This window comes from Crenothrix sp., from assembly GCF_043729335.1.
Lineage (GTDB): Bacteria > Pseudomonadota > Gammaproteobacteria > Methylococcales > Methylomonadaceae > Crenothrix.
Window position 1 is genome coordinate 107,269 of sequence record NZ_JAYTLQ010000001.1, and the last position, 12,556, is coordinate 119,824.

Sequence of the window (12,556 nt, forward strand, 5' to 3'; positions counted from 1 at the left end):
ATATTTTAATTTAGTCTCTGTAAGCGTTCTAAAGGATATTAAGCAAAATCGCACACTAAACCAACCATACTGCACCAGTACCCGTCCCTGTAACACTCAATCCATTCACAGTATCACCTACCAATTCTACCAAAGTATCGTGACTGCCATTTTCTTGAAAAACATAAGCGTTGTCTTCTGCATTAAATACAACGGTATCCCCAGCACTGGTGATATTGGCTTGCAGGTAATCAACAACACTATTGAAATCAGCTTTAGTAATGACCATAGCGCCGGTATAGTTATCACTGTTATCAAAGCTAATCAAACCATTAGTAACATGATGACTTTGAATCAGACCTGCATCTTTGCCATCTGCTTGCATCACGTCAGCTGCAATATGCTTACTGAACAAATCTAATTTATCAACACCGATAATAGATGCGCTGCCAGCACCTAGTTTGAAAGCATGCACTTCGTCAAAGCCATTAACTGGGCTATCCCCAGTGGCAATGCGTACGGTATCAGTAGCGGCGACCGTTTCAGTCAAATCGTAACTATCTTTACCCAAACCGCCGACCACTATATCCCGGCCTTCACCGCCACCAAGAATGTCATTACCCTTACCACCCAACAAAGTATCGTTACCGCCTAAGCCCAGCAACGTATCATTACCCGATAAGCCAGACAAGTTATCGTTGCTGTTAACGTCAATAAGATCGCCGACAAGTTTATCGTTAGCGGCACTGCCTTTAAGATTCAAATCATCACTAACCGAAGCAACAGCAATCGTCATTTTGTAGGCTGCGTTTGAAAATTCCATGCCATCGCTCACTTTAAAAGTAAATTTAGCGTAATCATGGCCATGCGCGTTTGCGGCGGGAACAAAGGTCAAATCGCCATGATTTAATGTGGATGCGTTAATGATTTGGCCATCTTTAACAGGCATATTATTGAACTTAAGTACGCCATTTTTAGGAAGACTGGAAATTTGTATTTCCTGCAAACTATCACCTGCATTGCTATCTCTAAAACCAAACGAACCTACCTTAAAGGTGTAAACGTGGTCTTCTTGCAAACTGATCTTTTGGGCATTTGCGGTAGGAGCGGCATTTGCTAAATAATGACCTTTACCCGCCAGACCATCGCCACCATACATCCATTTTAACGCGGCTAAATCATACGGTTGAAAGGTGGCTTTAGGAGCGCCCAGTGCATAGTAAGACATGAGGGTATTTTTAGTATTGTCCTGAGTTGCAGGCAATGTGTAGAGGCCTTCAAAAGAATGTTTTAAGCCCAAACCATGCCCTACTTCATGCAATAAGGTTTCGTAGCCTCCAGTGCCAATATTGGGTTTATTATTTTCGTAGGCAAATTCTGCATTATCGAGATAAATATACGCATCGGCTTGGTAGCTAACAACGGTATTATTATTGTTATACGAATAAGAGTATGCAGCTTGGCATAAACCGGCTACCGAGTTTCCAGGAAGATTGCTGGTGGCAAAATGGAAATCAGCGGCATTGCCATTGGTGGTTTCAACAAAATGGATACCGGTAATTTTGGCGGCGTAATCCATTATGCTGCGGGCGGCAATCATCTGCGCTGCATTAAAACTACCTAACGGCGCAGGTGCGGAACTGGATATTCCTGATTGGATACTAAAGCTATAGTATAAGGTGTTATGCGCAGGCAAAACAAAATTCCAGTTCGCTCCTGTATCTAACAACGCATCAATTTTAATATCTCCCGAATATTGCGTCACACCCAGCTCTGACACGCTAATGGGTCTTAATTTATAAGTGCTTTCTTGCGTTATTGTCGTCATAGCGTACCTGCCATTCATATTAACCAATTAAGGGTTTTGAATTTCATGGCTTATTTTTTGGTTCCCTAAAGAGTTTCCTAAAAAATTGCTTAGCTAATGACTTTTCAAAACCTCGGACAATATAAATAAAGCAGCAATCATGCCAATAAATAACACACTGTTATTACAAGCAAAAAAACATACGCACAGGAATATATCAAAAAATCGTCAAGTTTCTATGACAATTTTTTACCGATCACACCATTAAGTGTCGATAAGATTGGGGGCGCAGCACAGGGCACATATCGACAAATATGTAATCACAAGACGGCAAGACGGCCGTTAAAATGACTAAATAAAACTTGAGGGAACTCACAGCACGAAATCAACTTGCCTGTTAGCACTACACTACGAGCGCTCATTCAGTCCCCCTCTTTGAAAAAGGGGGGGGGTGAACGCATACAAAAATTTAATCAGGATAAAAGCTTTCATCTATAAGCTGCGCTAATTCCCACGGGCAACTTTCAGGAAAAATACTTTTGCTGATTTTGGTTTCTTTAGCCGCTTTGATAACGGCGAGTTTATAAGCGTCTATTAACAGATCATTTAAGACGGATTTTAAGCCTGGATTATCTTTTAAGGCCTTACTGAATTGAATGCGTTGTTCATCAATCGACAATTGCCAACTTCTTCCGCGCCTTACTTCTTGATATTGCCATTTTAAAAGATGCAATAGCAAAATAGTCAACCGGCTTTCAAGCTCTCGCTTTTCGCTGCGTCCCATTGTTTCTATTTCCTCAATTAAATTGGCGATATCCAAATCTTTAAATCGGCCATTGCGTAATAATTCGGCTTGCTCAATCGTCCAACTGTAAAAATCTTTTTCGTAGTTAATCATTTTTGCCCCTACTTACACAATAACGCGCTTGCAGATGAATTATTCACATCTCACGCAGCATTCAATGACCGTACTGCAAGAATATCTGTATGAGTAATAAGACGAACATCCGCTATGTTTAATGTAACAAGCGCTTGAGTTTTGCCCGAACCTGTCACAAACTCTATTTCCAAGCCATCAGGTTCGTACAGCTCTACCACTGCCCCCATATCACCTACACATAAGCCTTTATTCGGAATATCTGCTTTCAGAATCACTGTATCAAAAAGTTTTATATTCATTTTCAATCTCCTGGATAGGCCGTAATAAACCGTGGAATATTCTCGTCATTAAGTAGCATCCATGCCGTCACGAGCAGAACAGTTCGGTCAGATGGTGATGATATATAGCCTCTAACCTCAAATTTTTGGCCATATTTTGTGTGTTCTTTTGCTGTTGCCTCGTTATCAAGAATAATCCTGATATCTGCTTCCAATCGCTCCCAGTTGTCACTTGTATATCCAAGTGTTCGAAAGTACGCCGCTTTAAATTTACCTACAGGATGCGACGGCGATAACAAATAATCACGTAACTTTTCTGGTGGTATGATGGCTTTGTCAATATTGGGTAACATCATGTTCCATTGTTGCAGCTAAAAAATAGTGGTGCAAACTTGCTTATTACGACGACACTTGGTGGTTGAACTTACTATACGTTGAAGATACTTAACCAAGATCAAATCCCCGATACCCCGAGGTAATCGGAAAACGCCGATCCCGTCCAAACGCTCTCGGTGTAATTCTGATCCCTGGCGGTGATTGACGGCGCTTATATTCATTCCTGTCCACCAAATTAATCGCCCTGGCAACATGATCCGCTCTAAAGCCAGCGGCAATAATTTCTTCAGCCGATTGATCCAGTTCCACATAACGTTCCAGTATCGGATCAAGCATGTCATACGGCGGCAAGGAATCCTCGTCTTTTTGGTCGGGTGCTAACTCGGCAGATGGCGGACGCACCAGCACCCGCTCCGGTATCACCGGCGATACGCTGTTACGGTAGCGTGACAATTGATACACCAACAACTTGGGCACGTCTTTAATGGGCGCAAAACCACCGGCCATATCGCCGTATAAAGTTGCATAACCCACGCTCATCTCGCTTTTGTTACCTGTAGTTAGTAACAATTTTCCCTGTTTGTTGGACATGGCCATTAAAATCACCCCACGACACCGCGCCTGAATATTTTCCTCAGTGGTATCACGGCCGCTACCCGCAAACACCTCTGCCAACATGCCGGTGAACGCAGTTACCGCTGGTTCTATAGGGATAACATGGTATTTAACCCCTAGCGCATCCGCTTGTAATACCGCATCTTCGTTGCTCATATCTTGGGTATAACGCGATGGCATTAACACGGCTTCCACCTTGTCTGTACCCAAGGCATCGACTGCCAATGCCAATACCAGCGCCGAATCCACGCCACCCGACAAACCTAAGATAGCGCCCTGGAAGCCGTTTTTCCGTACATAATCCCTCACTCCCAACACCAAGGCGTTATAGTCGCTGGAAATTTTGGTATACGGCGCTGCTAACGTAGTTTTTAATGGCTGATTACCTTCAAACTCCACCACGCTGATTTGCTCGGTAAACTCGGCGGCTCTAAAAACCACTTCTCCATATTCATCCATAACAAACGATGCGCCATCAAATATCAGCTCATCTTGCCCACCCACCTGATTGACATAGACCAGTGGAATTCCCACGGCTTTAATTTGCTCGCCAATAATTTTTTCACGTTGGTAGATTTTTCCGGAATGAAATGGCGAGGCATTCAGGGTTAACAATAGCTCGGCACCGGCCTGCTTGTTGGCAGCAATAATGCCACTTTGCCAGACATCTTCGCACAGCGTTAAACCAATAAACAGGCCATTAAACTCAAATACACACGGCTGGTTACCTGCGACAAAATAACGCTGCTCATCAAACACGCCGTAATTAGGCAGGGCTTGTTTGCGGTAATTAGCCAACATCACGCCATCTTGTAACACTGCCGCACTGTTATAAAGCTTATCCCCTGCCCTTTCTGGATAACCCACTACCACCGCAATCCCGTTAATCCGTTCTGCCAATTGATAGATGGCATTATTGGCGCTATCGATAAAATCTTTGCGTAACAATAAGTCTTCGGCAGGATAGCCGGTAATACAAAGCTCAGGGAAGACGATGAGGTCTGCGCCCAAGGTATCGCGGGCATGGTTTGATACAGCAATAATGTTATCAACATTAGCGGCAATATTGCCGACCAAGAAATTGGTTTGGGCTAGGGCGATTTTTAGGGTCATGTGTTAAACGGGGGCGTTAGGGTAATGTTAAAAAACAGGTCAGAATTATTTTTTGCTTCAGCTTGGGTTAAGTTTTGTTTTGTTACAGTTTAACCGTAAAAGTAAATTTCTTAATGCTAAGCATTATTAAAGTGCTTATAAATTTTACTCTCTTAAACTGTAATACCTGAGGCATAAAAATGATAAAAAGAATCTTGTTAATTGCTATTGCTAGCTCCCTGATAACAGCTTGTGCATCGAACACCCCCAATTATGGCCAAAACTTTGGGCTAAATGGTATGAACAAAGCGGTTATAGGCGGCGGTATTGGCGCTGTAGCAGGTGCAGCAGTGGGTACAGCTTTTGGTGGCAACGATCTGGGTAATGCAGGTATGGGGGCTTTGGTAGGTGGTGCTCTCGGTGCGGGCGTTGGCGCTATAGTGGATCATCAGCAGCAAAGAAGGCAACAACAGCAACAAGGGGGCTGGAATCAAAACCAACCTTATTACAATGGTTATAACCAGTAACGCGAAACTTAACTTTATTTACAATCACTGCCAAAGCCGCAATAGGATTAACACCTATTGTGCCACCCTGCAATTTAGGCCTTATCGGGGATACGTGAGCTCAAAAGACATAGCTATTCAGAACTTTTAACGACCACACCTTGTTGCAATTGCCTAAACTCATTCAGCTCAGTATTGTCCACACGCTCATAAATACTGTCTACCGTCAAGGTAACCCCGATGGCATCAAAGGTGACGGAATCGCCTAAATAGTAATAGTCCGGTTGCCAAGCCTTTATTCGCCTGAACACTTGTACAGAAACAATATCTTGCTCAACCAAAACATACTCTTGCAAAGACGGCAGGTTAATATAACGGATCAGTTTTTGGGTAGTGTCTTTTTTGCGGGTGGATTTTGACAACACTTCAACAATAATGATTGGGGAAACCAGCAGATTGCCGGTAGCATGGCAATCCACTACTACATCAGGATATACATAATCATTACCAACCTGCACTTTCATGTCGGCCGAAAACGTTTCGCAAGATGTCCCCCTTAAATGATTACTAAACCCAACCGCCACATTCATGGCAATTCGGTTATGGTTTAATGCCGATCCTCCCATCGCATAAATCTGGCCACCAATGAATTCGTACCTGACATCCGAAGCCGCCTCCAACTGAAAATAGGCTTCTTGGGTCATCGCTATTTCTGGTTCAGGGTTCATGACGTGTTCCTGCCAAATGAGCGGTTAAATTACCAACGCTCCGGCACATCACGCCGTGTCTGCCCAGTATAAAGCTGTCTTGGGCGGCCAATTTTTTGTTCAGGATCAGAAATCATCTCATCCCAATGTGAAATCCAGCCCACGGTACGTCCCATGGCAAAAATAGCGGTAAACATATTGCTCGGAATACCCAACGCATGCAGCACGATACCGGAATAAAAATCGACATTCGGGTACAACTTTTTGGCTATAAAATAATCATCTTCAAGCGCGATACGCTCCAATTCCAGCGCCAGCTTAAACAACGGATCATCATGCAAGCCCAGTTCAGTCAGTACCTCATGACAGGTTTCACGCATTAGTTTGGCGCGGGGATCGTAATTTTTATAGACTCGATGGCCAAAACCCATCAACCTGAAACTATCGTTTTTATCCTTGGCCTTGGCGATATAGGTGGGTATTTGAGAAATATCGCCGATTTCCTTCAGCATGTTAAGTGCGGCTTCGTTAGCACCACCGTGCGCCGAACCCCAAAGACAGGCAATCCCTGCGGTAATACAGGCAAACGGATTGGCACCACTGGAACCGGCTAATCGTACTGTTGATGTCGAGGCATTTTGCTCGTGATCAGCATGCAAAATTAAAATTCTATCCAGCGCCCTCACCAATACCGGATTAGGCTCGTACTCATCACATGGCGTGGCTTGCATCATACGCAAAAAGTTTTCCACGTATTTTAATTTATTTTGTGGGTACATAAACGGCGACCCGACACTGTATTTGTAACACATCGCCACAATCGTCGGGACTTTGGCAATCAAGCGGATAGCGCTAATATAGCGATCCTTTGGTGAATGTATATCCAAAGAATCATGATAAAACGCTGACAGCGCCCCCACCACACCGACCATAATTGCCATAGGATGGGCATCACGCCTAAAACCTTTAAAAAAGTTAGTTAACTGGTCATGCACCATGGTATGCGTAGTAACATCTTTTTCGAATTCCTTTAGCTGATCTGCATTAGGCAGCTCAGCTTCCAACAACAAGTAACACACCTCCAAAAACGTACATTTTTCAGCCAGCTGCTCTATGGGATAACCGCGATACAACAACACACCGGCTTCGCCATCAATATAAGTAATTGATGAGCGGCAACTGGCCGTGGAAGTAAAGCCAGGATCGTAAGTAAACATACCCGTGTGTTTGTACAAGGCCTGTACATCAATAACATCCGGCCCGGTAGTCCCAGATAACACAGGTAGCTCACAGAGAGACTCAGATTGCTCGTTATTTAAGGTAACATTACTTAATTTGGTCATGGATTTCTCTCGATTTCAGCGCCTTACACGCTACGTTTAACTCATTATGATCTATCAAATGCCCATTGCGCTACATTAACTGAACAGCTTGCCGTGCTAATTCAGTAATCCGTACCCAGTCTTTTGCCTTCACAGCATCGCTAGGCGCTAACCATGAGCCACCCACACAAGCCACATTGCTTAGCTGCAAATACGCTTTATAATTTTCCACTGAAATCCCCCCCGTCGGACAAAATGTCGCGTGTGGAAAAGGCCCGGCAATCGATTTCAATAAAGGTATACCCCCCGCCGCTTCGGCCGGAAAAAACTTAAAATGATCCAGGCCATATTCCATGCCCAGCATCAGCTCCGACAAGGAGGCTACACCTGGAATTAAAGCTATGTTACCTGCACAAGCCGCTTCGAGCAATTTTGGCGTTAATCCGGGACTAATGGCAAATACGGCTCCAGCTTGCTCTGCCGCACGTAACTGCTCTGGGGTAGCGATTGTACCTGCACCCACAATAGCACCTTCAACTTGTTCACTGATTAGCTTGATAGCCTCCAAAGCTATTGGGGTGCGAAGGGTTATTTCCAAAACGCGAATACCGCCTGCAACCAAAGCTTTTGCCAACGGCACGGCATCGTCAATATTTTGGATGACCATTACCGGCATGACAGGCCCAGTGGTTAACACATCTTTAGGTTGAATTTTCCAGTTATTACTCATTAACTTACTCAGTATTGAAGAGGTAAAAGTTGCAATTAATCGACCGCAAACAAATTGGAAGCACCGGTTTCCGCCGATGAAGCACCCAGCCTAAAGCCGCCAAACATTTCACGCCCCATACCGTAATGATGGTTCTTGGCAGATTTTGGCAAGGGCACCCGCGCATCAAATTCAGCCTGCTCCACTTTGACGTTAATATCGCCGGTCTGTAAATTTAAGGCGATAATATCACCAGCCAGCACCTTGGCCAAAGACCCGCCCATTTCACATTCAGGGCATAAATGGATAACGGAAGGCACTTTACCCGATGCACCGGACATGCGGCCATCAGTAACCAAAGCCACTTTAAAACCCTTATCTTGCAAAACGCCCAGAGGCGGCGTCAACTTGTGTAACTCCGGCATGCCATTGGCACGCGGCCCTTGAAAACGCAGCACGGCAACAAAATCTTTCTCTAATTCACCACGTTTAAAGGCGGCCAAAAAATCTTCCTGGTCATCAAAAACAACCGCTGGCGCCTCAACAATCTGATGATCCTCTGAAACAGCGGATAATTTAGAAACACCGCGCCCCAAGTTGCCGCGCATAACATGCAAGCCGCCACCTTTAGCAAACGGTTGTTCAACACTGCTCAACACAGCGCTATCCAATGATTTTTCAGGGCCTGCATGCCACGCCAATACATCATCTATTATTTTTGGTTCTTGGGTATAACTGTTCATCCCCCGCCCATCAGCAACGGTTAATATATCTTCATGCAGCAAACCGCTTCTTAACAACTCGGCAATCAATACCCCCATACCGCCAGCAGCGTGAAAATGATTTACGTCGGCCGGACCATTCGGGTAGATTTTGGCAATCAAGGGCACGGCGCGAGACAAATTATCGAAATCATCCCAGTTAAGGATAATGCCAGAAGCGCGCGCAATGGCAACCAAGTGCATGGTGTGGTTGGTAGAGCCACCGGTTGCCAATAAACCAATCACGGCATTAATAATGGCTTTTTCAGAAACCATGTGTGCGATAGGGCGGTAATCGTCACCCAACGCAGTAAACTTTAAAACCTGACGCGCGGCAGCTTTAGTTAATTCATCTCGCAACGGTGTGTAAGGATTGACAAAAGAACTGCCGGGCAAATGCAAGCCCATCATTTCCATCATCATCTGATTACTGTTCGCCGTACCGTAAAATGTGCAAGTACCTGGGCTGTGGTATGAGGCCGATTCCGCTTCCAGTAATTCTTTACGACCAATTTTTCCAACTGCATACGCCTGACGGGCACGGGCTTTTTCTTTGTTGGTCAAACCGCTAGGCATAGGCCCTGCGGGTACAAATACTGCTGGTAAATGCCCGAAACTTAATGCACCAATTAGTAAGCCTGGCACAATTTTATCGCATACGCCCAAGTACAATGCGCCATCAAACATATTATGGCTCATGCCGATAGCGGTCGCCATGGCAATTAAATCACGGCTGAATAGCGACAATTCCATGCCCGGCTGGCCTTGGGTGATGCCATCACACATGGCGGGCACTCCGCCGGCAACCTGAGCAACGCCGCCTGCTTCTCTTATCGCAGCCTTGATGAGATCTGGTGCATCTTTGTAAGGCTGATGCGCGGACAGCATGTCGTTATACGAAGTAATAATGCCAATATTGGCTTTTTTATTACCCGTTAAATCGGCTTTTTCACCAGGACTACACGCCGCAAAACCATGCGCCAAGTTGCCACAGCCCATACCGGAACGGATGGGATCTTTTTTGGCGATATCATCTATGTACTTAATATATGCCGAGCGCGTTGGATGGCTGCGCTCAATGACATCATTGGTTACTTTTTCAACTATGGGATGCATGGGGTTTTCTCTATTCTATTAATCAACAAGTATTTCATTGGGTAGAGCTGTGGCGAAGTTTAACATTCAAAGCTTCAAGTTAGAGTTGGGCTTTATTTATTCAAGCCCAACTTCTGCTTGTTTAAAACAGCTTATTGGTTAATTCTTCACGGCTTATATCAAGATGTTTTGCAATATCGTTCATTATGCCTGAAAGAGTTCCAACTTTTAGAGGATCATGCCGTGGAATAGTAATATGATGTTCACCATTTTGGGGTGTGGTTAAGCGAATATGGCTGCCATTTTGACGCGTGATCTCATAGCCAAACACAGTAAGCTTACTCGCCAATTCCTGGTCCGAAATATCTCGCGGTAGCTTCATGCCGCGATGACTTCGTCCCGCACAAAATGTAGGCGTATCATGCGCGGCTTATCATCAGACTCAAAATGACAATCTACCGCCTCACGCACTTTGCAGTGCAAATCATCTAAATTATCCGCGTCCGTGAAAATGGATACTTCTAAAGCTCTTGCCATAAAACCACCTTCCGGCGCATCTTCAACTAAAAAAATGATTTCGTTCATGATATTTGTTACCTTACACATAAGCTGTAGTTTCGGAGCCCTACTCTTCCCAAGCCCGACCATCTCTGGCCAGCAATGCAACTGAAGCCACAGGCCCCCAGCTACCTGCCTGATATTGTTTGGGCGTATCATTTACATGCTGCCACGCATCCTGAATAGAATCCACCCATATCCAGGCCTGTTCAATTTCTTCACGGCTTAAAAACAGCGCTGGATTACCGCGCATCGCTTCTAACACCAATTTTTCATAACCGCCAAAAATACTGCTTTTTTTAAAGGCTTCGGAGAAACTTAAATCCAGTTTGGTTTTTTGCAGCTTGATGTTTTCATCAATGCCGGGCACTTTGTTCAATATTTGCACATCCACGCCTTCGTTCGGCTGCAAATGAATAGTCAGCTTATTAGGCGGCAAATCTCGAAAACTATCACTAAAAATATTGTGCGGCAATTGCTTAAAATAAATGACAATTTCCGTGCGTTTATGGGTTAAGCGCTTGCCGGTACGTAAGTAAAATGGCACACCTGCCCACCGCCAATTATCAATATCTACCCGTAATGCAACAAAACTTTCAGTGGTGCTTTTAACATTAGCACCCTCTTCTTCCAAATAGCCCGGTACTTCGCGTCCTTTAAGAAAACCTGCTGAATACTGCCCGCGCACGGTCTTTTCATTAACATTATTCAAGGTAATAGGGCGTAGCGCTTCCAACACTTTTATTTTTTCGTTACGTATGCTTTTGGCCTCTAAATTAACCGGAGGTTCCATCGCTATAAAAGTCAGAATCTGCAATAAGTGATTTTGCAACATATCACGTAACTGGCCGGTTTTATCGAAATACTCGAAACGACCTTCAATGCCCACTTCTTCCGCTACAGTAATCTGGATGTGATCAATAGTATTGTGATCCCAGTTAGTGGTAAAAATGGAATTGGCGAAACGCAGCGCCAGCAGGTTCAGTACGGTCTCTTTGCCAAGATAATGGTCTATGCGGAACACTTGCGCTTCGGAAAACACCTTGGCGACGGCATCGTTAATTTCTTTGCAGGATTGCAGGTCGTGGCCAATGGGCTTTTCCATCACCATGCGCGACTCTGTCGTCAAAACACCGGAGTGGCTTAATCCCTTACAAATATCTTTGAACAAAACCGGCGATACCGCAAAGTAATTAACAGCGACTCGCGCTTTGGAATCCAACACTGCTTTTAACTGCTGATATTGATCCAGCTGGGTTAGATCAATTTTTAAATAAGCCAACCTCGCCGAAAAGCGTTGCCAGACAGCGTCCTCAATTTTGTCATTTAAAAATTCCTGCAAATTCTGTTGCACAATAGCAATAAATTCCGCCCTGTCCCCTGCATGCCGATCGACACCGACAATACGGGTATCAGGCTCAAGCAAGTTGGCATTTTCAAGCCTGTACAACGAAACTAATAACTTACGGCGCGACAAATCACCCAATGCGCCATAAATAATCAAATCGCATGGCTTAAATACTTTTTTCTCTTTCATAGGCGTGTTAATACAGAAATGGGGACGTCATAAACGACGCAGTATCGTGGCAGGACGTATGTTTTATGGGTGTTATTATCGCATAATTTCACCGCCGATGTTATAGCGCTAGGCGCTAAAACGTTTCCATGCCAAGCAGATCACCCAGGGTAAAATGGCGTAAGCTATTCGTCACCACGCCAGTTTAAAATACTGTTTAACGCTTTAGCGTTATAAGGCAACTACAACAAATATCCCTGCTTAACCTCACTGTTCACTTAGCAAAACCGGCTATCCACATAAGACGGGACACTCAATAAGGCACACCGTTCGGCCTGAGCTTGTCGAAGGGTGTACGGTGTGCCGCTCATGGTTCGACAAGCTCACCACGAACG

Annotated in this window: 13 protein-coding genes; 1 reads left to right on the forward strand and 12 read right to left on the reverse strand. The window is 44.7% G+C overall.

The window, feature by feature from the left end; genetic code table 11:
* Positions 1-55: 55 nt before the first annotated feature.
* The 5 genes from ACHZC4_RS00525 to ACHZC4_RS00545 all read right to left on the reverse strand — a co-directional run bounded on the left by ACHZC4_RS00525 (position 56) and on the right by ACHZC4_RS00545 (position 5,008).
* Positions 56-1,807 carry a M10 family metallopeptidase gene (locus tag ACHZC4_RS00525; RefSeq protein ID WP_394751784.1) on the reverse strand — a complete coding sequence of 584 codons (1,752 nt, stop codon included), beginning with the start codon at positions 1,805-1,807 and terminating at the stop codon, positions 56-58.
* 448 nt (positions 1,808-2,255) lie between these two features.
* Positions 2,256-2,684, reverse strand: coding sequence for a DUF29 domain-containing protein (locus ACHZC4_RS00530; protein WP_394751785.1), 429 nt, complete (start codon positions 2,682-2,684; stop codon positions 2,256-2,258).
* Between the two features lie 50 nt (positions 2,685-2,734).
* Positions 2,735-2,965 (reverse strand): DUF4926 domain-containing protein, encoded by a 231-nt coding sequence (locus ACHZC4_RS00535; RefSeq protein ID WP_394751786.1) that lies wholly within the window; start codon positions 2,963-2,965, stop codon positions 2,735-2,737.
* A gap of 2 nt (positions 2,966-2,967) precedes the next feature.
* Positions 2,968-3,300 (reverse strand): DUF6883 domain-containing protein, encoded by a 333-nt coding sequence (locus ACHZC4_RS00540; protein WP_394751787.1) that lies wholly within the window; start codon positions 3,298-3,300, stop codon positions 2,968-2,970.
* 88 nt (positions 3,301-3,388) lie between these two features.
* Positions 3,389-5,008: an NAD+ synthase gene (locus ACHZC4_RS00545; protein WP_394751788.1), complete on the reverse strand. Its 1,620-nt coding sequence runs from the start codon at positions 5,006-5,008 to the stop codon at positions 3,389-3,391.
* A gap of 179 nt (positions 5,009-5,187) precedes the next feature.
* Between ACHZC4_RS00545 and ACHZC4_RS00550 the strand changes: the two genes are divergently transcribed.
* Positions 5,188-5,514, forward strand: a complete 327-nt coding sequence (locus ACHZC4_RS00550; RefSeq protein WP_394751789.1) for a YMGG-like glycine zipper-containing protein — start codon at positions 5,188-5,190, stop codon at positions 5,512-5,514.
* 113 nt (positions 5,515-5,627) lie between these two features.
* On the opposite strand, the gene ACHZC4_RS00555 is transcribed toward ACHZC4_RS00550, so the two are convergent.
* The 7 genes from ACHZC4_RS00555 to zwf all read right to left on the reverse strand — a co-directional run bounded on the left by ACHZC4_RS00555 (position 5,628) and on the right by zwf (position 12,182).
* A complete protein-coding gene (locus ACHZC4_RS00555; protein ID WP_394751790.1) occupies positions 5,628-6,221 on the reverse strand; it encodes a Uma2 family endonuclease in 594 nt (197 codons plus the stop codon).
* A 29-nt stretch (positions 6,222-6,250) separates the two neighbouring features.
* Positions 6,251-7,543, reverse strand: coding sequence for a citrate synthase (gene gltA / locus ACHZC4_RS00560; protein ID WP_394751792.1), 1,293 nt, complete (start codon positions 7,541-7,543; stop codon positions 6,251-6,253).
* Between the two features lie 70 nt (positions 7,544-7,613).
* Positions 7,614-8,252 carry a bifunctional 4-hydroxy-2-oxoglutarate aldolase/2-dehydro-3-deoxy-phosphogluconate aldolase gene (locus tag ACHZC4_RS00565; protein WP_394751793.1) on the reverse strand — a complete coding sequence of 213 codons (639 nt, stop codon included), beginning with the start codon at positions 8,250-8,252 and terminating at the stop codon, positions 7,614-7,616.
* A gap of 35 nt (positions 8,253-8,287) precedes the next feature.
* A complete protein-coding gene (gene edd / locus ACHZC4_RS00570) occupies positions 8,288-10,108 on the reverse strand; it encodes a phosphogluconate dehydratase (RefSeq protein ID WP_394751794.1) in 1,821 nt (606 codons plus the stop codon).
* Between the two features lie 121 nt (positions 10,109-10,229).
* Positions 10,230-10,469 (reverse strand): type II toxin-antitoxin system HicA family toxin, encoded by a 240-nt coding sequence (locus ACHZC4_RS00575; RefSeq protein WP_394751796.1) that lies wholly within the window; start codon positions 10,467-10,469, stop codon positions 10,230-10,232.
* Positions 10,466-10,672 carry a 2-oxoisovalerate dehydrogenase gene (locus ACHZC4_RS00580; protein ID WP_394751798.1) on the reverse strand — a complete coding sequence of 69 codons (207 nt, stop codon included), beginning with the start codon at positions 10,670-10,672 and terminating at the stop codon, positions 10,466-10,468. The genes ACHZC4_RS00575 and ACHZC4_RS00580 overlap by 4 nt, the downstream gene beginning before the upstream one ends.
* A gap of 40 nt (positions 10,673-10,712) precedes the next feature.
* Positions 10,713-12,182: a glucose-6-phosphate dehydrogenase gene (gene zwf / locus ACHZC4_RS00585; RefSeq protein WP_394751799.1), complete on the reverse strand. Its 1,470-nt coding sequence runs from the start codon at positions 12,180-12,182 to the stop codon at positions 10,713-10,715.
* Between the last annotated feature and the right edge of the window lie 374 nt (positions 12,183-12,556).

What these genes read in the sequence shown, in the direction of transcription:
- zwf (WP_394751799.1), bottom strand. Translation starts at nt 12,182, where the DNA reads ATGAAAGAGAAAAAAGTATTTAAGCCATGCGATTTGATTATTTATGGC.
- ACHZC4_RS00580 (WP_394751798.1), bottom strand. Translation starts at nt 10,672, where the DNA reads ATGAACGAAATCATTTTTTTAGTTGAAGATGCGCCGGAAGGTGGTTTT.
- ACHZC4_RS00545 (WP_394751788.1), bottom strand. Translation starts at nt 5,008, where the DNA reads ATGACCCTAAAAATCGCCCTAGCCCAAACCAATTTCTTGGTCGGCAAT.
- ACHZC4_RS00530 (WP_394751785.1), bottom strand. Translation starts at nt 2,684, where the DNA reads ATGATTAACTACGAAAAAGATTTTTACAGTTGGACGATTGAGCAAGCC.
- gltA (WP_394751792.1), bottom strand. Translation starts at nt 7,543, where the DNA reads ATGACCAAATTAAGTAATGTTACCTTAAATAACGAGCAATCTGAGTCT.
- ACHZC4_RS00535 (WP_394751786.1), bottom strand. Translation starts at nt 2,965, where the DNA reads ATGAATATAAAACTTTTTGATACAGTGATTCTGAAAGCAGATATTCCG.
- ACHZC4_RS00565 (WP_394751793.1), bottom strand. Translation starts at nt 8,252, where the DNA reads ATGAGTAATAACTGGAAAATTCAACCTAAAGATGTGTTAACCACTGGG.
- ACHZC4_RS00540 (WP_394751787.1), bottom strand. Translation starts at nt 3,300, where the DNA reads ATGATGTTACCCAATATTGACAAAGCCATCATACCACCAGAAAAGTTA.
- edd (WP_394751794.1), bottom strand. Translation starts at nt 10,108, where the DNA reads ATGCATCCCATAGTTGAAAAAGTAACCAATGATGTCATTGAGCGCAGC.
- ACHZC4_RS00525 (WP_394751784.1), bottom strand. Translation starts at nt 1,807, where the DNA reads ATGACGACAATAACGCAAGAAAGCACTTATAAATTAAGACCCATTAGC.
- ACHZC4_RS00555 (WP_394751790.1), bottom strand. Translation starts at nt 6,221, where the DNA reads ATGAACCCTGAACCAGAAATAGCGATGACCCAAGAAGCCTATTTTCAG.
- ACHZC4_RS00550 (WP_394751789.1), top strand. Translation starts at nt 5,188, where the DNA reads ATGATAAAAAGAATCTTGTTAATTGCTATTGCTAGCTCCCTGATAACA.
- ACHZC4_RS00575 (WP_394751796.1), bottom strand. Translation starts at nt 10,469, where the DNA reads ATGAAGCTACCGCGAGATATTTCGGACCAGGAATTGGCGAGTAAGCTT.